Origin of the sequence: Variovorax sp. YR750 (genome assembly GCF_900109805.1) — a bacterium.
Taxonomy (GTDB): Bacteria; Pseudomonadota; Gammaproteobacteria; order Burkholderiales; family Burkholderiaceae_C; genus Variovorax; species Variovorax gossypii.
Genome location: NZ_FOBJ01000001.1, coordinates 158169 through 176671 on the forward strand (window position 1 = coordinate 158169; position 18503 = coordinate 176671).

The 18503-nt window shown below is 68.3% G+C and carries 18 protein-coding genes; 6 read left to right on the forward strand and 12 right to left on the reverse strand.

Features of this window, described 5'->3' with window-relative positions; translation table 11 throughout:
* Positions 1-59 precede the first annotated feature (59 nt).
* Positions 60-410: an antibiotic biosynthesis monooxygenase family protein gene (locus BMY35_RS00710; protein ID WP_093195081.1), complete on the forward strand. Its 351-nt coding sequence runs from the start codon at positions 60-62 to the stop codon at positions 408-410.
* 136 nt (positions 411-546) lie between these two features.
* Positions 547-1023 (forward strand): VOC family protein, encoded by a 477-nt coding sequence (locus BMY35_RS00715; protein ID WP_093195082.1) that lies wholly within the window; start codon positions 547-549, stop codon positions 1021-1023.
* A 12-nt stretch (positions 1024-1035) separates the two neighbouring features.
* Here the strand turns inward: BMY35_RS00715 and BMY35_RS00720 are convergent, their stop codons facing one another.
* The 7 genes from BMY35_RS00720 to BMY35_RS00750 form a co-directional block, all read right to left on the reverse strand.
* Positions 1036-2463 carry an MATE family efflux transporter gene (locus tag BMY35_RS00720; protein ID WP_093195083.1) on the reverse strand — a complete coding sequence of 476 codons (1428 nt, stop codon included), beginning with the start codon at positions 2461-2463 and terminating at the stop codon, positions 1036-1038.
* Entirely contained in the window at positions 2460-3026 is a 567-nt protein-coding gene (locus BMY35_RS00725; RefSeq protein ID WP_093195084.1) for a DUF2239 family protein, read from the reverse strand. The genes BMY35_RS00720 and BMY35_RS00725 overlap by 4 nt, the downstream gene beginning before the upstream one ends.
* Positions 3027-3142: 116 nt before the next feature.
* Entirely contained in the window at positions 3143-3505 is a 363-nt protein-coding gene (locus BMY35_RS00730; protein ID WP_093195085.1) for a GIY-YIG nuclease family protein, read from the reverse strand.
* A gap of 57 nt (positions 3506-3562) precedes the next feature.
* Positions 3563-4069, reverse strand: a complete 507-nt coding sequence (locus BMY35_RS00735) for a hypothetical protein (RefSeq protein ID WP_093195086.1) — start codon at positions 4067-4069, stop codon at positions 3563-3565.
* Between the two features lie 82 nt (positions 4070-4151).
* Positions 4152-4481, reverse strand: a complete 330-nt coding sequence (locus BMY35_RS00740) for a hypothetical protein (RefSeq protein ID WP_093195087.1) — start codon at positions 4479-4481, stop codon at positions 4152-4154.
* Positions 4482-4497: 16 nt separating this feature from the next.
* Positions 4498-5376: a hypothetical protein gene (locus BMY35_RS00745; protein WP_093195088.1), complete on the reverse strand. Its 879-nt coding sequence runs from the start codon at positions 5374-5376 to the stop codon at positions 4498-4500.
* A 77-nt stretch (positions 5377-5453) separates the two neighbouring features.
* Positions 5454-6143, reverse strand: a complete 690-nt coding sequence (locus tag BMY35_RS00750; protein ID WP_093195089.1) for a hypothetical protein — start codon at positions 6141-6143, stop codon at positions 5454-5456.
* Positions 6144-6528: 385 nt separating this feature from the next.
* Between BMY35_RS00750 and BMY35_RS00755 the strand changes: the two genes are divergently transcribed.
* From BMY35_RS00755 to BMY35_RS00770, 4 genes are all read left to right on the forward strand, one after another.
* Positions 6529-7323 carry a LuxR C-terminal-related transcriptional regulator gene (locus BMY35_RS00755; RefSeq protein WP_093195090.1) on the forward strand — a complete coding sequence of 265 codons (795 nt, stop codon included), beginning with the start codon at positions 6529-6531 and terminating at the stop codon, positions 7321-7323.
* Between the two features lie 59 nt (positions 7324-7382).
* A complete protein-coding gene (locus tag BMY35_RS00760) occupies positions 7383-8330 on the forward strand; it encodes a sensor histidine kinase (protein ID WP_256227911.1) in 948 nt (315 codons plus the stop codon).
* A gap of 84 nt (positions 8331-8414) precedes the next feature.
* Positions 8415-10790: a Tex family protein gene (locus BMY35_RS00765; protein WP_093195092.1), complete on the forward strand. Its 2376-nt coding sequence runs from the start codon at positions 8415-8417 to the stop codon at positions 10788-10790.
* A gap of 52 nt (positions 10791-10842) precedes the next feature.
* Positions 10843-11916 carry a patatin-like phospholipase domain-containing protein gene (locus BMY35_RS00770; protein WP_093195579.1) on the forward strand — a complete coding sequence of 358 codons (1074 nt, stop codon included), beginning with the start codon at positions 10843-10845 and terminating at the stop codon, positions 11914-11916.
* Here the strand turns inward: BMY35_RS00770 and BMY35_RS00775 are convergent.
* Genes BMY35_RS00775 through BMY35_RS00795 form a run of 5 tightly spaced genes read right to left on the reverse strand, consistent with a single transcriptional unit; the run spans position 11880 to position 18377 of the window.
* The gene (locus BMY35_RS00775) at positions 11880-12248 is read right to left on the reverse strand and encodes a hypothetical protein (protein WP_256227913.1); all 369 of its coding nucleotides are present in this window, start codon (positions 12246-12248) and stop codon (positions 11880-11882) included. The two genes, BMY35_RS00770 and BMY35_RS00775, sit on opposite strands and share 37 nt — an antisense overlap.
* Complete coding sequence (locus BMY35_RS00780) at positions 12245-12616, reverse strand: RidA family protein (protein WP_093195093.1); 372 nt, start codon at positions 12614-12616, stop codon at positions 12245-12247. The genes BMY35_RS00775 and BMY35_RS00780 overlap by 4 nt, the downstream gene beginning before the upstream one ends.
* Entirely contained in the window at positions 12613-14109 is a 1497-nt protein-coding gene (locus tag BMY35_RS00785) for an efflux transporter outer membrane subunit (RefSeq protein WP_256227915.1), read from the reverse strand. The genes BMY35_RS00780 and BMY35_RS00785 overlap by 4 nt, the downstream gene beginning before the upstream one ends.
* A 25-nt stretch (positions 14110-14134) precedes the next feature.
* On the reverse strand, positions 14135-17230 hold the full coding sequence (locus BMY35_RS00790; protein ID WP_093195095.1) for an efflux RND transporter permease subunit: 3096 nt from the start codon (positions 17228-17230) through the stop codon (positions 14135-14137).
* Positions 17223-18377, reverse strand: coding sequence for an efflux RND transporter periplasmic adaptor subunit (locus tag BMY35_RS00795; protein ID WP_093195096.1), 1155 nt, complete (start codon positions 18375-18377; stop codon positions 17223-17225). The genes BMY35_RS00790 and BMY35_RS00795 overlap by 8 nt, the downstream gene beginning before the upstream one ends.
* Positions 18378-18503: the final 126 nt, after the last annotated feature.

The following is an 18503-nucleotide window of genomic DNA, read 5'->3' on the forward strand; positions in this document are numbered from 1 at the left end:
GAGAATAACTTCCAGCGCGCGGGTTCCGTGCGCATTTTTCTCTTGAAGGAATCCGTTTCATGTCGAACGACACCAGCGTCGCTTACCCGGTCTCCGCTTCCGGTCCCGTTTTCCGCGTCGACAAGTTCGCGGTGCCCGCCGAAGCCCGGCAGGCTTTCATCGCGCAGATGCAGCGCATCCAGCAGACGCTGCGCAACTTGCCGGGCTGCCTGCGCGCGCATGTGCTCGACCAGACGGGTGGAGGCAGCGAGTTCAACGTACTGACGCTGGTCGAATGGACCAGCGAGCAGGCCGTGGCCTCGGCCACAGAGCTCGTGAAGAAGAAGTTTGCCGAGGAGGGCTTCGACCCGGTCGAATTCACGAAGAAGGCAGGCGTGCTATCCGACCAGGGCTTCTATCGGATCGCCTGAAGGGCCTGGCGGCCGAGGGCAGGGCGATCGGAACGCATGGGAACTTCCCGCTGACAGGCGTCGCACGGGTTGACAGGGGCCGTACGACGCTTCGATACTGAACTATCAGGTTCATCGTCAAAAGCGAAGGAGTCCCATGCAGAAGATCATTCCCTGTCTCTGGTTCGACACCAACGGCGAGGAGGCGCTGAAGTTCTACAGCAGCATCTTTCCGAACTCGCGCGTGACCGACACGCTGCTCTGGGGCGACAGCAACCCCAGCCGCAAGGGCTCGCTGCTCACCGCGACCTTCGAGCTCGACGGGCAGAAGTTCATGGTCCTCAACGGCGGCCCGGAATACAAGTTCAACCCGGCCATCTCGATGTTCGTGCCCTGCGAGACGCAGGCCGAGGTCGACTACTACTGGGACAGGCTGCTCGAAGGCGGCGGCCAGCCGGTGCAGTGCGGCTGGCTCACCGATCGGTTCGGCGTGTCGTGGCAGGTCGCGCCCATGGCCATGATCCGCATGTTCCAGGACAAGGACGAGGCCAAGGCCAACCGCGCGATGCAGGCCATGATGAAGATGGTCAAGCTCGACCTTGCCGAGGCGCAGCGGGCCTTCGACGGCAAGTAGTCCGCGCGGCGGCTACACCAGCTTGTGGATGGCCTTCTTGCGCCACACCAGCTGGTAGTACGCGGTCTGCAGCAGCAGCATCGCGCCGAAGGTCACCGGGTAGGCCACCCAGATTCCGTCGAGCCCGATGCGGTGGCTCATGACCCAGGCCACCGGCACCTCCACGCCCAGAATGCAGATGATGGAAATCAGCGTGGGCACCAGCACCGAGCCGCTGGCGCGCATGATCCCCGACAACGCCGAGGCCATGCCGAAGACCACCAGGCTCCACAGCATGATGTGCAGCAGCGTCTGCGCGATCTCGATGACCGGCGCGCTGGTGATGAAGAAGCCCATCAGCGGCCGCGAGAACAGGTAGCCCAGCAGCACCAGGCCGCCGGTGAGCACCAGGTTCATCAGCAGCGCCGTCTGCGCGATGGCGCCGAGCCGGTTGGCGCGGCCCGCGCCGATGGCCTGCGCGCCCAGGATCGACGCCGTGATGGCGATAGAGATCGCCGGGAACTGGACGTACGCCACCACCTGGTTCACAGCGCCGTAGGCGGCCGTGGCGTTGGAGCCGAAGCCGTTGACCATCGACAGCAGCACCACCTCGGCCAGCGCGACCACGATCATCTGCACGCCCGTGGGCACGCCGATGCGCAGCACGGCCTTCAGCAGTTGCGGCTGGATGCGCAGGTTGCGCATGAACTCCGCGTCGGGCGCGAGCGGACTCTTCTGCTGGCGCAGCCGGAAGCCCAGCCAGGTGGTCGCCACGATGAACGACAGCACCGACGCCCATGCGCCGCTCGCCACGCCGAGCTGCGGCAGGCCGCCCCAGCCGCGGATGAGCGCGGGCGTGACCACCAGCCCGATCAGCGTGGAGATCAGCAGGGTGAACAGCGGCGTGACGGTGTCGCCCACGCCGCGAAGCATCGCGGTGGACAGCAGGAACAGGAACACGCCCGGCATCGCGATCAGCATGATGCGGGCATAGCGCGTGGAGTCGGCCAGCACGTCGGGCGGCGTGCCCAGCGCGGCCAGCATCGGCGTGGTGAACGCGCCGCCGAACACGGCGATCACCAGTCCCAGCAGCACTCCGACGGTGAGCGTGGTGCCCGCCACGGCCTTGGCCTTGGCGACGTCGCGCGCGCCCCATGCCTGGCCGATGAGCACCGAGGCGCCCGCGCCCAGGCCGATGATGAAGGCGATGAAGAAGAACATCACCGGGAAGAAGCTCGACACCGCCGCCAGCGCGCCCACGCCCAGCATCTGCCCCACGTACACGTTGTTCAGCGTGCCGGAGAGCGACTGGAGGATGTTGCTGAGCAACATCGGCGCGAGGAAGAAAAGAAAGACCTTCCACAGCGGCCGTGGCGCGTTGACCGGTGCCACTGGCACGCCTTGCAGTCCGCTGGGGTCGGCGCCGCCGCCGGTTCCGGTTGTCTCGGGTGTTGTTCTCATTGGGCGTGCCAGCCGGCGGCCGACAGTTTCTGCAGATGGGCGCGCACGTCGGCGGGCCAGGTTTCTATGAGGTTGCCGAAGCGCTGCTCCTCGCCGGCGAACAGCGCGCGCGTGGCTTCCTCGAAGCCCGGCAGGTTGCCCGCGATGGCGGTCATGAAGCGGTAGGTGGCTTCCTGCGCCGCGCGCACGGTGTCGCGCTCGGCGTTCACGCGGCGGGCATCGTCGACCAGCTTGCGCAGCGCGACCGACGCGCCGCCCGGCTGGCGGCCGAGCCAGTCCCAGTGGCGCGGCAGCAGCGTGACTTCACGCGCGACCACGCCGAGCTTGGGGCGGCCCACGCCGCGCGGTGCATCGTCGCGATGCTCGGCTTCGTGGTCGCGCAACTCGGGCGGAAGCTCGCGCATGTCGAGGTCGAGCTGCGCGCCGGTGCGGTCGTCGAACACGAGATAGGGCCCGGGATCGTCGCGGCGGCGCAGCTGGTCGAGCACTTCGGCCTTGCTGCCTTGCGCGACGCGCTGGAAGTCGAAGAACACGGTCAGGGTGGTGGGGGTGTCGGATGACATTCGGGTGTTTTGTTCCTGGGGGTACCAAGCGAAACGAGGTGCGTAATCTACTCGCTGCCGCGCTTTGGTGCGCGTCATCTGGTTGCCATGCGTTGCGTGTGCGCCCGGTGCAAGTTTCAACGCGTGTTGTAGCCCTTCGGTCCGAAGCACTGCAACTCTTCCTGCCAGAGCGAAAGAAGCCTGTCGAGTTCGGCTTTGCGGTCGAAGGCGGGGTCGTCGCGCTCCTTGACGCGATCGATCACCTCGAAGCTGAAATGGCCCGCGCCGTGCTCGATCCAGTCTTGCCCGAGCGCCTTGTTGCGGTGGCTGCGCATGTTCAGTTCGAAGCGCGCGCGGTTCATCGCGCCTTCGACGTCCAGGCTGCCGCCCACATAGACGCGGCCGTTCGAGCCGTTGCGGATGACGTAGACGCCCGCGGGGCGCGGGGTTTCCTTGTATTGCCGGACGAGGGCGCGGCGGCTTTCCGTGGGGAGATTCATCTTCAAATATTACCCGGGTTAAATGAAAATCACAATATAACCCGGGTAATATTTGTCTCAGCCTTCCCGGAACCGTCGCCAGCCGCGGGCGATCCGCCGGTTCAGCGCCCGCACCACGCGCCAGGGGCGGCTCTGGCGAACGATGGTGAGCACGTGGTCCTTCCACGCCTTCCATCGCGGATACCAGCGGGCGAACCACGGAATGCGCATCAGCGGCCCTTCGACCAGCTGGAAGATCCGCGCGACGATGGCCGTGCCCACGAGCTTGGCCAGCACCAGCACGGTGAGCGCGGTGGCGGCATGGCCCCGGCTGAACAGGAACAGCGCCAGCACCTTCACCGGCAGCAGCAACAGCACCGGAATGAAGAAAGCCAGCAGCGCTCCCCAGGGCGGCAGCCGCCGCAGCCGTGCTTCGAGAGCGGCCCAGAAGGGAAGGCGCGACAACCGCGCCGCGAGCGCGGCCAGCGGCTCCCAGCCCCATTCCTCGAAGAGCAGCAGGGGAACGACGAGCGCGGTACCTATGGCACGGAGCAGGGCACGCAAGGCGCGCGGAAATGTGGGCATTCCGCTAGCGTAAGGCAATGCGGACCGGGCCCCGCGCGGCCCTGTCGCTCGCCTTCGCCTGCTTTCCCGCCTGCTTGCCTGCCTACTTTCCGGCAGGCACGAAGAACAGGTATTCGCCGCGGCCCATCTCGGGCGTGACCTCGTAGCCGGCGCACAGGTCGTTGGTGCACTGGATCACGATCACGCGCGGCCAGATCGTCGCAGCCGTGGGATAGCCCGGCATGTACTGCGGCACGTGCCACACGCCCAGGGAACCTACCGCTTCCGCGTTCTCGGTACCCCGTGCGTTCTGAAGGCCGCTACCCATGTTCATCCGCTCGACGCGCAGCGTGGGCTGCGCGACGGAAGCGGCCGCCGCCGCCGTCGTCACGCAGCAGGCCGCCAGCCAGAGGAGAAGTACGGTCCTGGTCATTTCAGGCTCCGCGCAGTCATTGCGGCACCGTCCGCAGGCCAGGGCCGTCGTCGAGCCGGGCGTCGAGCAGATGCGCGGCGCGGATGGCGGCTGCGTCACGCGGGTCGATCGGCGTCACAGTCGCGCTGACGACCGGAGTCGCCACCGCGGCGGACGGCTCTTCCACGGCAACGGGAGCGGTAGCCACCTGCTGCGGCGCTGCTTCGGCGATGGGAGCCGGTGGCGTTGGCAGCGCAGCGGCCGCGGGGGCTGCGGGAGCGGGCTGGGGCGCCGGTGTGATGGCCGCCACGGGTTGCGGCACCGCCGGAGCGGGTGGCGCCACGGCAGCCACCGGCCGAGGCGGCGAGGCGGGCGCGCCGCTGGCCGATGCCTGCGGGCCGTAGGCCGAAACGCGTTCTTCCGCCGTCATCGACTGCGGGCATTTGGTGCCCGTCATCTCCAGCGCGGCCATGGCCGCCGGGTCCATGCAGTCCATGGCGAGCGAGGCTGCCTTCATGCCCTTGTTCCAGAGCTCGCGGCTCATCTTCAGGCGCTTGCAGTGCTCGTCCGTCCAGGTGGTGCCGAAGCTGAGGCCGACGCCGGCGCCGTTCGCGCTGGCGCTGGTGCTGCCCATGCAGGTGTCGTTGCTCGTCGTCAGGTTGGGGCCGTTGACCGAGGGCACGTTCTTGATCGTGTAGCTGCCCCGGTAGTCGATGGTGCTGGTCGTCGCGCCGCTGCTGTTGACGTTCTGGGTCACCGTCGAGGGGTTGGTGGTGTTGAAGTTCACGGCCTGGTTGTTCCCCTGGGCCGAGGTGGTGGCCGAACTCGATGACTGGTTGTTGGCTCCGCCCACGTTGGTCTGCGCCATCGCGCCCGCGGAGAGGCCCAGCAGGGCCAGGACGATAAGTTTCTTCATGTTCTCGACTCCTTTGGTAGCCGGGGAGGGGCGAACCCCTCCCCATTTCCTGGTGCAACAACCGGTGTCGGCGAAGTTCAGGGTGCCGATGCGGTCGAACCTGCGCCAGCCAGGCCGCCGGTGCCGCCGCCGTTGCTGAAGCCGCCGGCATTGCCGAAGCTGACGTTGGTCACGCCGAAGGAGCCGCCGGTCGAGCCCGCGGTGGCCGAGGTGGTGGTGCCGTTGATGAAGCCGTTGACGGCGCCCGAGGAGGCGCTGTAGCCCGAGGTCGTGCCCGAGGTGCGCGTCACGATCGCGAGACCGCCGCCAGGACCCGCGGCCGTTGCAGCCGTGTTGTTGGTCGTGGAGGAGGCGGTACCGCCGGCACTGCCGCTCACCGAGTTCGGCCCGCCGGCGCTGTAGTTGGCATTGGATGCCGCGCCTGCATTGGCCTGTGCGTTGGCACCGCCCACGGCAAGGCCGTTGCCGGTCGTCGCGGCCATGCTGGTCACGCTGCCCTGGGTGGTTGCCGAGCCGCTGGCCGAGGCGCCGCCGATGCGCAGGCCCGGGAAGCTGACCGCGCCGCCTGCCGCGTTGGCCGAGGCCGACGAGCTGGAGTTGGCTGCGTTGTAGCTGAGTGCGCTGCCGGTGCCGGAGCTGGCTGCCACGGAGCCGGCCGAGCTGGAGGAGCCGGTCGTCGTGCTGGTGGCGGCAAGGGCCGTGGTGCTCGTGGCGGAGGCGACGCTTCCGACCAGGACCACTGCGATGGCGATGAGAGTCTTCTTCATGATGCTTCCTCGAGAGATGGTGGTGAAACGAACCCGATCGCCGGAGCATCCGGCCATCAGCTGACGGTCAGTAGCGGGGGCTGAAATGGCATTCCGCGTCGACCGGGATGCAGTTTCTTGGCTGGGAAGCGAACGAAGAATGCCCAGTGCTGGGTAGAGCAAGGCTATGGCGAAAGGCGTGTTTCGCCCCCTCCGGAGCGCCGCCCGGAGGACGCGTTTACTTGACACGACAGAGGAGGAAAGTACAACTTTCGATGGACAGTGGTCGCGAATCGCAACAGAATGCAACCAAAGTAATCAAAAAAACTGAAACTCAAAATCTGAATGGAAATGGATTAACTTTTCGTCACGAACAAGATGCACCAGTTGTCACAAAGGGGCTGAAATGGAAAGCGATCTCGACATTTCGTTGACAGATTCAGGGAATGGGTCTAGGAAATTCTCGAACCCAGGACAGTTCGGCGGGCTACTCGCTCCCTCTGCCGATACCCTCCCGTGGCCCGATTTCCTTACAGGGCAGCAAACCAAACCAGTACGCGTTCTGCTGGTGGACGACGACCCCTTCGTGCGTCGCGTCATCGCCCAGGAATTGCTGGGCGACCTGCGCATCCAGCTCGAGGGCCAGGCCGGTACCCTGCGCGAGGGACGCCGATTGCTGATGCAACACGAGTTCGACGTTCTCATGGTCGACATCCGCCTCGGCGACGGCAGCGGATTCGAGCTGATCGAGGAGGCCAAGCGGCATCGCAGCGCGGCCGAGATCATCGTCGTCTCCGCGCTCGAGGACGAACCCCAGGTACTGCATGCCTTCGAGCTCGGAGCTTCCGGCTACCTCGTCAAGAACGCGTGGTTCCAGAGCTATGCGCAGGCCGTGCTGCAGGTGGTGAACGGTGGTGCCGCCATCACCCCGCGGCTGGCCCGCAGGCTGCTCGTGCACCTCGACCACAAGCGCTCCAACGTGAACCCGGTGCGTCCGCCGGACAGCAAGGCCACGTTATCCACCCGGGAGCGCGAAGTGTTGCGACTTGTAGCAACGGGCTACGTAACCGAGGAGATCGCGCTGCAGCTCACCATCAGCGCCCAAACGGTCAACGCGCACGTCAAGAACATCTACCGCAAGCTGCACGCCCACACCCGCGCGCAGGCCGTGAGCTTCGCCTCCCACCGGGGACTCCTGTAGGGCATGCCATGCTCGCGCCGCAGGTCCTTCATCTTCCGCACATTCTGGAAGACCAGTTCGTGTGGTTGTCGATCGGCTCGTGGCTCGTGCTCCTGACGTGGCTGTACTCGCGCATCTCGCGCCGTCGGCTGCTGATGTGGGCTGCTCTGGCCGGCGCGCTGCACCTGACGCCGGTGGCCGCGCAGGTCATCAGGGCGGGTTCGGCCATCACGGTCATGGCGCAGGACATGCCGTTCACCTTCTGGGCCCTGCAGGTGGTCAACGTGCTGGTGCTGGGCATGATCCTGGGCATCTGGTACGTCTCGCAGCGGCGCGCATCGCGCTTCCGTCAGACCCAGGCGGTGATGGCGGAGCGCCGCCGCATCGCCAACGACCTCCACGACGGCGTCGGCTCCAGGCTGGTGGCGCTGCTGGCCAGCCAGAACCCCGGGTCCGGCGGCCCCGACAGCCTATCGATGGCGCTGCAGGCCTGCCTTCTCGAACTGCAGATGACCGTGGACGACCTGGACGACCAGGGCGACAGTACGGTCGTCGAGCGGCTGGGCCATCTGCGCTACCGGCTGAGGCCCGCTTTCGAGCGCATGGGCATCGCGCTCGAGTGGAGCGTGTCGCCCGAGTCCGAGGCCTTTCCCATGCCGGCTGAAACCGCGTCGCAGGTCTGCCGCGTGGCGCAGGAGGCCTTGTCCAACGCATTGCGCCACTCCCGTGCGACCCGCGTCGAGCTGCGCGTGGCTCCGCAGGAGGGCGGCAGGGCGATGGTGCTCGAGGTGCGGGACAACGGCCGGGGGCTGGGCGCGCCGGGCAGCCTGCCGGCCGGCGACGAGCACTCTTTCGAGAGCCTGGGCAAGGGGTTGCGCAGCATGCATTCGCGCGCCGAGGCGATCGGGGCGGAGCTCGACATCGCTCCCGTCGCGCCGCACGGCCTGTGCGTGCGGCTGGTGGTGCCCTGCGAGGCGGTCGCGCAGCCGCAGCCCGAGGCACGGCCCGAACACGAAAGCATGCTGTAACACGCCCGCCGGGCGAACCGGCGCGGATGCCGTTCCCGCCTATGGCAAACTCCCGCGCTTTGTTGCCAGGGACGCGCTCAAGACATGCAGAAAATCATTCGCCAGCTCGCCGTCGAGATCAAGGTCGGCGAGAACCAGGTGAAGGCCGCCGTCGAACTGCTCGACGGAGGCGCCACGGTTCCATTCATCGCCCGCTACCGCAAGGAAGCCACCGATGGCCTCGACGACACCCAGCTGCGCGAGATTGAAGCCCGCCTTTCCTACCTGCGCGAACTCGAGGACCGCCGCGTGGCCGTGCTCAAGGCCATCGACGAGCAGGGCAAGCTGACCCCCGAGCTGCGCGCCGCGGTCGAGCTGGCGCCCACCAAGCAGGAGCTGGAAGACCTCTACCTGCCGTTCAAGCAGAAGCGCCGCACCAAGGGCCAGATCGCCCGCGAATTCGGCATCGAGCCGCTGGCCGACAAGCTGCTGGCCGACCCCACGCTCGACCCCGCCGTGGAAGCCAAGGCCTTCCTGCAGCCCGCCACCACGCTCGACGACGGCAAGCCGGGCCCCGACTTCTCCACCGTGCCGCTCGTGCTCGACGGCGTGCGCGACATCCTTTCCGAGCGCTGGGCCGAAGACGCCGCGCTGGTGCAGAGCCTGCGCGAATGGCTCTGGAACGAAGGCCTGCTGCGCTCCAGCCTCATGGCCGGCAAGGACGAGAACAACGCCGACGTCGCCAAGTTCCGCGACTACTTCGAGTACGACGAGCCCATCGGCCGCGTGCCTTCGCACCGTGCGCTGGCCGTGTTCCGCGGTCGCGCGCTCGAGATCCTCGACGCCAAGCTGGTGCTGCCCGTGGAGCCCGAGCCGGGCAAGCCCAGCATCGCCGAAGGCCGCATCGCGCTGCACCTGGGCTGGAGCCATTCGGCCCGCCTGTCGGACGACCTGATCCGCAAGTGCGTGGCCTGGACCTGGCGCGTGAAGCTGGCTCTTTCCACCGAGCGCGACCTGTTCACCCGCCTGCGCGAAGACGCGGAAAAGGTCGCCATCAAGGTGTTCGCCGACAACCTGCGCGACCTGCTGCTGGCGGCGCCCGCCGGCCCGCGCGTGGTCATGGGCCTCGACCCCGGCATCCGCACCGGCGTGAAGGTGGCCGTGGTCGATTCCACCGGCAAGCTGGTCGAAACCGCCACCGTGTTCCCGCACGAGCCGCGCAAGGACTGGGAAGGCTCGCTGCACACGCTGGGCAAGCTCTGCGCCAAGCACGGCGTGAACCTGATCGCCATCGGCAACGGCACCGCCAGCCGCGAAACCGACAAGCTGGCCGCCGACCTCATCAAGCTGCTGGCCAAGATGGCCGCGCAGGCCGGCGCGCCCGAGTTGAAGGTCGACAAGGTGGTGGTGAGCGAGGCCGGCGCCTCGGTGTATTCCGCCAGCGAATTCGCCTCGCAGGAAATGCCCGACGTCGACGTGAGCCTGCGTGGCGCCGCTTCCATCGCGCGCCGCCTGCAGGACCCGCTGGCAGAGCTCGTGAAGATCGACCCCAAGAGCATCGGCGTGGGCCAGTACCAGCACGACGTGAACCAGAGCGAACTCGCGCGCACCCTGCAGGCCGTGGTGGAAGACTGCGTGAATTCGGTGGGCGTCGACCTCAACACCGCCAGCGTGCCGCTGCTCAGCCGCGTGTCGGGGCTGTCGTCGAGCGTCGCGAAGGCGGTGGTGCGCTGGCGCGAGGCCAACGGCGCCTTCTCCACCCGCAAGCAGCTGCTGGACGTGACCGGCTTCGGCCCCAAGGCCTTCGAGCAGAGCGCGGGCTTCCTGCGCATCCGCGGCGGCGCCGATCCGCTGGACATCACCGGCGTGCACCCCGAAACCTATCCGCTGGTCGAGCAGATCATCGTGAAGACCGGCAAGCCCATTGCCGAGCTGATGGGCCGCGCCGACATGCTCAAGACGCTGAAGCCCGAGCTGTTCGCCAACGAGAAGTTCGGCGTCATCACGGTCAAGGACATCCTGGGCGAACTCGAGAAGCCCGGCCGCGACCCGCGCCCCGACTTCAAGGTGGCGCGCTTCAACGACGGCGTGGAAGACATCGCCGACCTGAAGGAAGGCATGGTGCTCGAGGGCACGGTGAGCAACGTGGCCCAGTTCGGCGCCTTCGTCGATCTCGGCGTGCACCAGGACGGCCTGGTCCACGTGAGCCAGCTGAGCCACAAGTTCGTGAACGACGCGCGCGAGGTCGTGAAGACCGGCGACATCGTCAAGGTCAAGGTCATGGAAGTGGACGTGGCGCGCAAGCGCATCGGCCTGTCGATGAAGCTCGACGCCGCTCCGGCGCGCCGCGACGGCCCGCGCGACAACCGCTTCGAGGGCGCGGGACGCGGGCAGCAGCAGCACGGCCGCCGCGACAGCTCGCCGCAGCCGGCCGGCCAGATGGCCAACGCCTTCGCCAAGCTGCAGGGGCTGCGCAAGTAGCAGACCCGGCGGACCGCGACGCACGCTTCTTGCTGACGTGTCCGGCATGACGATGAAAGCCCTGCGCATCTATGCCGGCCCCGCGGCCCGCAAGCACATCGAGCAGCACGGCCTGCGCCCGCAGGACGTGCGCACCATTCCCGGCGCGGCGGGCGGGCCGAAGGGACTGATCCTCGGGCCGCTCGACCGCTTCATCTTCGGCCGCTGGCTGCCGCAGTCGAGCCAGCAGGTGCATCTGGTGGGCGCCTCGATCGGCGCGTGGCGGCTTTCCACGGCCTGCCTGTCGAACTCCGACGCCGCCTTCGAGCGCTTCGAGCACGACTACGTGCACCAGCAGTTCGAGGTGCCGCCGGGGCAGAAGCGGCTCAGCCCGCGCCAGCTCAGCGAGCGCTTCGCCGAGAGCCTCGAAGCCTTCTACGGCGGGCGCATCGGCGAGGTGCTGAGCCATCCGCGCTATCGCCTGCACGTCGTGACATCGCGCGGCCGGCACATCCTCGGACGCGAGGGCAGGGCGCGTACGCCGGTGGGTTACCTCGGCGCCTTCGCCACCAACAGCCTGCACCGCAAGAGCCTGGGCGCGTGGCTGGAGCGCTGCGTGTTCTCCACGCCCGGAGCCGCCTTGCCTTTCGCCACGCGCGACTTCCGCACGCGCCAGCACGCGCTGAGCGAGGCCAACTTCAACATGGTGCTGCAGGCCTCGTGCTCCATTCCGTTCCTGCTGGCGGCGGTGCACGACATTCCCGGCGCACCGCGCGGCGCCTACTGGGACGGCGGCATCACCGACTACCACCTGCATCTCGACTACCAGCCGGCCGACGACGGCATCGTGCTGTATCCGCATTTCCAGCAGGCGGTCGTGCCGGGCTGGCTCGACAAGGGCCTGCGCTGGCGCCACAAGGCCAGCGGCTTCCTCGACCGCATGGTGGTGCTCGCGCCCGATCCCGAATGGGTGCGGACCCTGCCCAACGGCAAGCTGCCCGACCGCAAGGACTTCATCCACTTCGCCAACGACGCCCAGTCGCGCATCGCCGCCTGGGGCCGGACCACGCGCGAGGCGCAGCGGCTTTCCGACGAGTTCCAGGACTGGCTTCAGCGCGACGCCGCCCCCGGCATGCTGCCCCTCTGACCCGGCAGCGCCAGGGGCAGGGCGCAGTCGAGGATGTTCACTTCCACCGCATCGCCGGCCTTGAGCGCGGCGCCGGCGGGCCAGCGGCCCGTGCCGAGCGAGCGCGTGTGCACGCCGCCGTTGCGGTAGCGCACGACGGCATAGGGCGCCGAGGATCCGCCCTCCGCGCCGCAATCGCGGTCGGCCGTCGCGGCCAGGTCGCCGGCCCGACCGACGCTGACGACCTGCGCCGCCCGCCAGCCGGCGGCGTGGTCGAAGGAATGCGCGTCGAAAGCCGAGCAGCCGCCCAGCGCCAGCGCCCACAGCAGGGTTGCGCGCCGGACGCGTCTCACGGCGCCGGCCCGATCGCCGCCGTGGCCTGGATCTCGACGCGGTACTCCGAATCGATCAGCTTCGCGCCGACGGTGGCGCGGGCGGGCGTGTGGCCGGCGGGTACCCATTCGTCCCACACCGAGTTCATCGCGGCGTAGTCGCCTACCGTTCGCAGGTAGATCGTCACGCTCACCAGGTCTTTCTTCGTCGCGCCCTGCATGGCGAGCAGGCGGTCGATGTGGCGCAGGATCTCGCGCATCTGCCCGGTGATGTCGAGCGAGGGGTTCTCGGCAACCTGGCCCGAGAGGTACAGCAGGCGCGCGGCGCCCAGGTCGACGGTCACCATCTCGCTGAAGCGGGGGCCCATGTCGTGGCGGATGATGTTCATGGCGATGCGGGGGAATTTGAAGAAGACGAGACGATGGCAGGTTGCTGCGCATTCCACCAGCCGCCGCCGAGCGCCTGGAAGAGGGCGGCCGCGTCGGTCAGCCGCAGTGCACGCGCCTGCACGAGGTTGAGTAGCGCCTGCTGTTGCGCCTGCTGCGCGATACGCAGCGAGAGCGCGCTGGCATCGCCCAGACGCACCTGCGCCTGCGTGCGCGCCAGGCTCTGCGAAGCGGTGCGCTCGGCCTTCACGGCCGCCTGCAGCGCGCGCGTGTCGGCGTCGATGGCTTCGAGCGTGTTGGCCACGTCCTGGAAGGCAGCGAGCACCGTCGCGCGGTACTGCGCCGCCGCCTCGTCGAACGAGGCTCGCGCAGCCGCCTCGCGGTGCTTCAGCGCGCCGCCGTCGAAGATGGGCTGCGTCACGCTCCCGGCCACGGTCCAGAAGAGCGACGACGACTTGAACAGGTCCGACAGCCTGTACGCCGACGAGCCGTACGAGTTCACGCCCAGCGTCAGGTTCGGCAGCCGGGCCGCTACCGCCACGCCGATGGCGGCACTCGCGGCCTGCAGCTGCGCTTCTGCCGCGCGCACGTCGGGACGGTGCTCGACCAGGCTCGACGGCAGCGTCAGCGGCAGCTCCGACGGCAACTGCAAGGCATCGAGATCGAATTGCGCCTCGACGCCCTGGCTCGGATAGCGTCCCGCCAGCGCGGCAAGCAGGTTGCGCTGCTGCGCGAGCTGCTTTTCCAGCGGCGGCAGGGTGGCCTCGATGGCTGCCAGCGAGGCCTCCTGCGCGTCGACGTCGGCCGGCGCCACCTGGCCCAGCGCCAGTTGCTTGCGGTAGGCCGCGAGCATCTCCTTCTGGCCCGCGACGATGGCCTGCGTAGCGCGTTGCTGCGCGCGCAGCGAGGCCTCGGTGATCGCGGCAGCCACCACGTTGCTGCTCAGCGTGAGCTTCGCCGCCACCGTCTGGAAGCGCTGCAGCTCGGTCTGTGCCTTGGCGCCTTCCACCTGCCGGCGGGTGGCGCCGAACACGTCGGGCGTGTACGACACCGTCACCTGCGCCGTGTGCAGCGTGTAGAGGCTCGCGTTGGACGACACAGGGCTCGCGACCGCGCTGGCCACGCGCTGCCTCGTGGGCGAGTAGCCCAGCGCCACGGTCGGCCAGAAGGCTGCGCGGTCGGCCGCCTCGTTCTCCTGCGCGGCGCGCAGAGCGGCGTCGGTGGCCTCGATGGTCGGGTTGCCGGCGAGGCTCTGCGTCACCAGCGCGTTCAGCGGTTCGCTGCGAAAGGCCTGCCACCACTGGGCGGGTACATCCAGCTCGGGCGACAGGCGCGCCAGCGGCACGCTCTCGGCCTCCTGGCTTGTCGGCGGCGTCGCCGTGTACTGCGTGGGCAGATTCAGTGGCGGACGGGCGTAGTCGGGGCCGACAGCGCATCCGGCCATCAGCAGCATCAGCGCGACGCCTGCGGCCGCGGGGGCCGTTCTTGTCTTCATTGCTTTCGTCATTTTTCTTGCTCCCTCAGCGGTCGCGGCGCGAACGGGTACCCCAGCCCTTGCGCTCGAACAGGCGCTCCATCGCGAAGTACAGCGTCGGCAGGATGAAGAGCGTCAGCAGCGTCGACACCACCAGCCCGCCGACCACCACGGTCGCCAGGCCGCGCTGCACGTCGGTACCCACGCCGGTGGCCAGTGCCGCAGGCAGCATGCCCACCGATGCCACGGTGGCAGTCATCAGCACCGGCCGCAGCCGTTCGGTCGCGCCTTCGAGCACCGAAGCCTGCAGCTCCAGCCCTTCGCCGCGCACGCGCCGGAAGTTCGCGACCATGATGATCCCGTTCTGGATCGACACGCCGAACAGCGCGATGAAGCCCACGGCCGTGGCCACGTTCAGCGTTTCGCCCGCCACGTGCACCGCGATCAGCCCGCCCAGCGTGGCCATAGGCACCACGCCGAGGATCAGCGCAACCTGCCGGATCTTTCCGAACTGGAAGAACAGCAGCACCGCCATGATGCTGACCACGATGGCCAGCGAAACGCCCAGGCGGGCCTGCGCGCGCTGCTGGTTCTCGAACTGGCCGGCCCACTGCAGGCGGAATTTCGTGGCGTCGAACTTCACCTCCTTCGCGATGCGATCGCGTGCCTCGTCGAGGTAGGAGGCCAAGTCGCGGTCGCGGTTGTCCACGCGCACCGTGATCTGGCGCTCGTTCATCTCGTGCGAGATCGTGCTTTCGCCGGTCTGCAGCCGGATGTCGGCCACCTGCGACAGCGGCACCTTCGCGCCGCCGGAGCTGTTGAGCAGCAGCGCGCCGATGGCCTCGGTGTTGCCCTTGGCGCTCTTGGGCATCTTCACCGACACGTTGTAGGTGCGGTTGCCTGAGTACACCGTGATCACCGGCGCGCCGCCGATGCCGGTCTGGATCAGGCTGGCCACGTCGTTCGCATTGACGCCGAAGCGCGCCGCCGCCTCGCGGTTGAGCTGGATCACCACCTGCGGAATGGGCGGCTCCTGGAAAATCGAGGCCGAGGCCGTGCCGCGCACCGTCTCCAGCAGATCGACGATCTGGTTGCCGATGTGCCGGCTTTCCTTCAGGTCGTCGCCGTAGATGCGCAGCACCAGCGGGCTGTGCGCGCCGCCCACGGCGTCGTTCACGCCGTCGATGATCGGCTGGCTGATGCCCACGTCGAAGCCCGGCATGCGCGCGAAGCGCTCGGTCAGAGTGCGCACGAAGTCCGCCTTCTTCACGCCGGCCGGCCACTCGCTGTACGGCTTGAGGCCTACGGGCACCTCCATGTGCGAGGGCGTCCACGGGTCGGTGCCGTCGTCGTTGCGGCCGAGTTGGGTCACCACGTACGACACCTCGGGGTATTCGAGCAGCACGTGCCTCAGCTCGGTGGCCATCTCGCTGGCCTTGTCGAGCGACAGGCCCGAGGGCAGCTGCACCTGCAGCCACAGCGCGCCTTCGTCGATGTCGGGCAGAAACTCGCGCCCGGCCGTGGCGCCCAGCACTACCACCGCTGCAAGTGCCGCCACGCTCAGGCCGTAGGCGATGGCGGGCACCTCCAGCAGCCTGGCCAGCACCCGGCGGTACGCCGCCGTGAGCCACACCAGCGGCTTGTTGACGAAGGGCTTGCTCGGCTTGCGCAGCGCCACGTAGGCCAGGCTCGGGATGAGCGTCAGCGCGCAGAGCAGGGCGCCCACCAGCGCGTAGCCCACCGTGAAGGCCATCGGCTTGAAGAGCTTGCCCTCGGCGCGCTCGAAGGCGAAGAGCGGAAAGTACGCCGTGATGATGATCAGCGTGGCGAAGAAGATCGGCCCCGACACGTGGCTCACCGTCTCGAGGATGTTGCCTTCGGTGAGCGTGGCGTGCGGTTCCTCCTCGCGCCTGCGCAAGATGGCTTCCATCACCACGATGGCGCCGTCCACGATGATGCCGAAGTCGATCGCGCCCAGCGAGAACAGGTTGGCCGGCATGCGGGTGAAGTGCATCACGATGAACACCGTCACCAGCGACATCGGAATGGCCACCGCCGCCACCACCGCGCTGCGCGGGCTGCCCAGGAAAAGGATCAGCACGAAGCACACCAGCGCCATGCCTTCGAGCACCGTGTGCGTCACCTTGTCGACCGTGAGCTTCACCAGGTCGTCGCGGTCGATGTAGGGCACGATCTTCACGCCCATGGGCGCGAGCTCGGCCTGCAGCTCGTCGATCTTCCTGTGCACGCCTTCGAGCACGCGCGAGGGGTTTTCGTACTTGAGCATCAGCACGATGCCCTCGATGGTGTCCGGGTTGGTGTCCTTGCCGAGGATGCCGCCGCGCTCCTGGTGGCCGAACTGCAGCCGCCCGAGGTCGCGCACCAGAACCGGCGAGCCGTTGCTCTGCGCCACCACCACCGTGCCCAGGTCGTCCAGCGTGCGGATCTGGCCGATGCCGCGCACCACGTAGCTCTGGTCGCCGCGCGCGATGCGCCCGCCGCCCGCGTTGGCGCTGTTGTTGTTGATGGCGGTGACCACGTCGTTGAGCACCAGTCCGTACTTCTGCAGGCGGGCCGGATCGAGCTCCAGCTGGAACTCCTTGGTGAAGCCGCCGAAGTTGTTGATGTCCACCACGCCGGCAACCTGCTTGAGTGCGGGAATCACCTTCCAGCGCTGCAGCTCCGACAGCTCCATCAGGTTCTTCGTGTCCGACTCCAGCGTGTAGCGGTAGATCTCGCCGGCCGGCCCCGCCACTGGCCCCAGGCCGGGCTGCGCGCCCGAGGGCAGGCTGACCTGGCCGATGCGCTCGGTCACGCGCTGGCGGGCGAAGTAGTCGTCGGTGCCGTCCTTGAAGGTCAGCGTGATGAGCGACAGCCCGAAGGTGCTGCTCGAGCGGATCCACGCCAGCCCCGGCGTGTTGCTCAGCGCGCGCTCCAGCGGCGTGGTGATCTGCTGCTCGATCTCCTCGGCGGCCAGGCCGTTGACCTGAGTCGTCACCTGCACGTTGACGTCGCCGAGGTCTGGGTAAGCCTCGACCGTCATCTGCGTCCACGACCACGCGCCGAACAGCACCAGCGCCACCGACATCGCCCAGGCGAGGTGCCTGCGGCGGAAGAACTGGGTGATGATGAGATTAATCATTCAGCAGCACACCACCACGCACCACCACGCGCTCGCCGGCGGCCAGGCCGCTGCGGATGCGCACATTGTCGCCGTCTTCGCGGCCCAGTTCCACCGTGCGCCGCACGAAGGTCCAGGGCTCGGCCTCGACGAAGACGCTCACGCTGTCGTTGTTCATCAGCAGCGCCGAGGCCGGCACCTGCGGCTGCGAGCCCTGAGGTACGCCGAGCACCGCGGTGGCGAACATGTTGGGCTTGAAGAGCCCGTCGGGGTTCGCAAAGACGATGCGTGCGCGGGCGCGGCGCGTGTCCGCATCGAGCACCGCGCTCACGAAGGCGACCTTGCCGGTGAAGCTGCGCCCCGGATAGGCGGCCAGCGTGACCACCACGTTCTGCCCCGGTGCGACCGTGCCGACGACGCTTTCGGGCACGTTGACCGTGACCCAGACCGAATCGAGGTTCGACACCGTCATCAGCACCGCGTTGGCGTCGTTCAGGTTCGCGCCCGCGGCGGCATTCAGCGCCGTGACCGTGCCGGCCATGGGCGCGACGATCTTCAGCACCTGGCCGGCCTGCGCGCCGCCGCCTTCCGCGCCCAGGCTGCGCAGGCGGGCCTCGCTGCGTTGCAGTTCGGCGGTCTGCTGGGCGACGCTGCTGCGGGCGGCTTCCACGTCTTTCATCGCGTTGGAACCGGTCTCGTTCACGCCGCGCGCCCGGACCAGCGCACGCTGCGCCAGGTCGAGTGCGTCGCGGGCCTTCTGCGCGTCGGCCACGGCCTGCGCCAGGTCGGGCGAGCTCATCGTGGCGAGCAACTGGCCGCGCTTGACGGTATCGCCCAGGCGCACCTTCAGCTCGAGCAGCCGGCCGGTCAGCGGCGGCAGGATGTTGACGGTGCTGGCCGGGTTGGCTTCCACCGTGGCGGGCAGGCTCACTTCGTGCGGCAAGGCATCCTGGCCGACCGTGGCGACCAGCAGCCGCTCGCGCAGCGGCGACCCCGCGGGCACGTTCAGCCGGTTGCCCTGGCGCACGAGCATCGGGGCCGGCGCGGCGGCCACCGCGGTGGCCGCATGGGCGGGGTTGTCGAACGAGTCGACGCACAGGGCCGCGCAGGTCATCAGGCCGAAGACGATGCGTGCGGGGGTGATCTGGTAGAGGGTTTTCTTCTTCATCGCGATGCGGATGTCGCGGGACGGGCGCGCCGCGCATGGGACCCCTTCCCATGCCCTCGATCCGCTCCCGTCTCCTGCCGGGGAGCGTATGAAAGGGCGCCTGAAGAAGCTCCCAAGAAATCCTGA

Bases quoted from the DNA above. Each gene is read 5' to 3' on its own strand.
- BMY35_RS00710 (WP_093195081.1), top strand. From the start codon at position 60: ATGTCGAACGACACCAGCGTCGCTTACCCGGTCTCCGCTTCCGGTCCC.
- BMY35_RS00715 (WP_093195082.1), top strand. From the start codon at position 547: ATGCAGAAGATCATTCCCTGTCTCTGGTTCGACACCAACGGCGAGGAG.
- BMY35_RS00720 (WP_093195083.1), bottom strand. From the start codon at position 2,463: ATGAGAACAACACCCGAGACAACCGGAACCGGCGGCGGCGCCGACCCC.
- BMY35_RS00725 (WP_093195084.1), bottom strand. From the start codon at position 3,026: ATGTCATCCGACACCCCCACCACCCTGACCGTGTTCTTCGACTTCCAG.
- BMY35_RS00730 (WP_093195085.1), bottom strand. From the start codon at position 3,505: ATGAATCTCCCCACGGAAAGCCGCCGCGCCCTCGTCCGGCAATACAAG.
- BMY35_RS00735 (WP_093195086.1), bottom strand. From the start codon at position 4,069: ATGCCCACATTTCCGCGCGCCTTGCGTGCCCTGCTCCGTGCCATAGGT.
- BMY35_RS00740 (WP_093195087.1), bottom strand. From the start codon at position 4,481: ATGACCAGGACCGTACTTCTCCTCTGGCTGGCGGCCTGCTGCGTGACG.
- BMY35_RS00745 (WP_093195088.1), bottom strand. From the start codon at position 5,376: ATGAAGAAACTTATCGTCCTGGCCCTGCTGGGCCTCTCCGCGGGCGCG.
- BMY35_RS00750 (WP_093195089.1), bottom strand. From the start codon at position 6,143: ATGAAGAAGACTCTCATCGCCATCGCAGTGGTCCTGGTCGGAAGCGTC.
- BMY35_RS00755 (WP_093195090.1), top strand. From the start codon at position 6,529: ATGGAAAGCGATCTCGACATTTCGTTGACAGATTCAGGGAATGGGTCT.
- BMY35_RS00765 (WP_093195092.1), top strand. From the start codon at position 8,415: ATGCAGAAAATCATTCGCCAGCTCGCCGTCGAGATCAAGGTCGGCGAG.
- BMY35_RS00770 (WP_093195579.1), top strand. From the start codon at position 10,843: ATGAAAGCCCTGCGCATCTATGCCGGCCCCGCGGCCCGCAAGCACATC.
- BMY35_RS00780 (WP_093195093.1), bottom strand. From the start codon at position 12,616: ATGAACATCATCCGCCACGACATGGGCCCCCGCTTCAGCGAGATGGTG.
- BMY35_RS00785 (WP_256227915.1), bottom strand. From the start codon at position 14,109: ATGAAGACAAGAACGGCCCCCGCGGCCGCAGGCGTCGCGCTGATGCTG.
- BMY35_RS00790 (WP_093195095.1), bottom strand. From the start codon at position 17,230: ATGATTAATCTCATCATCACCCAGTTCTTCCGCCGCAGGCACCTCGCC.
- BMY35_RS00795 (WP_093195096.1), bottom strand. From the start codon at position 18,377: ATGAAGAAGAAAACCCTCTACCAGATCACCCCCGCACGCATCGTCTTC.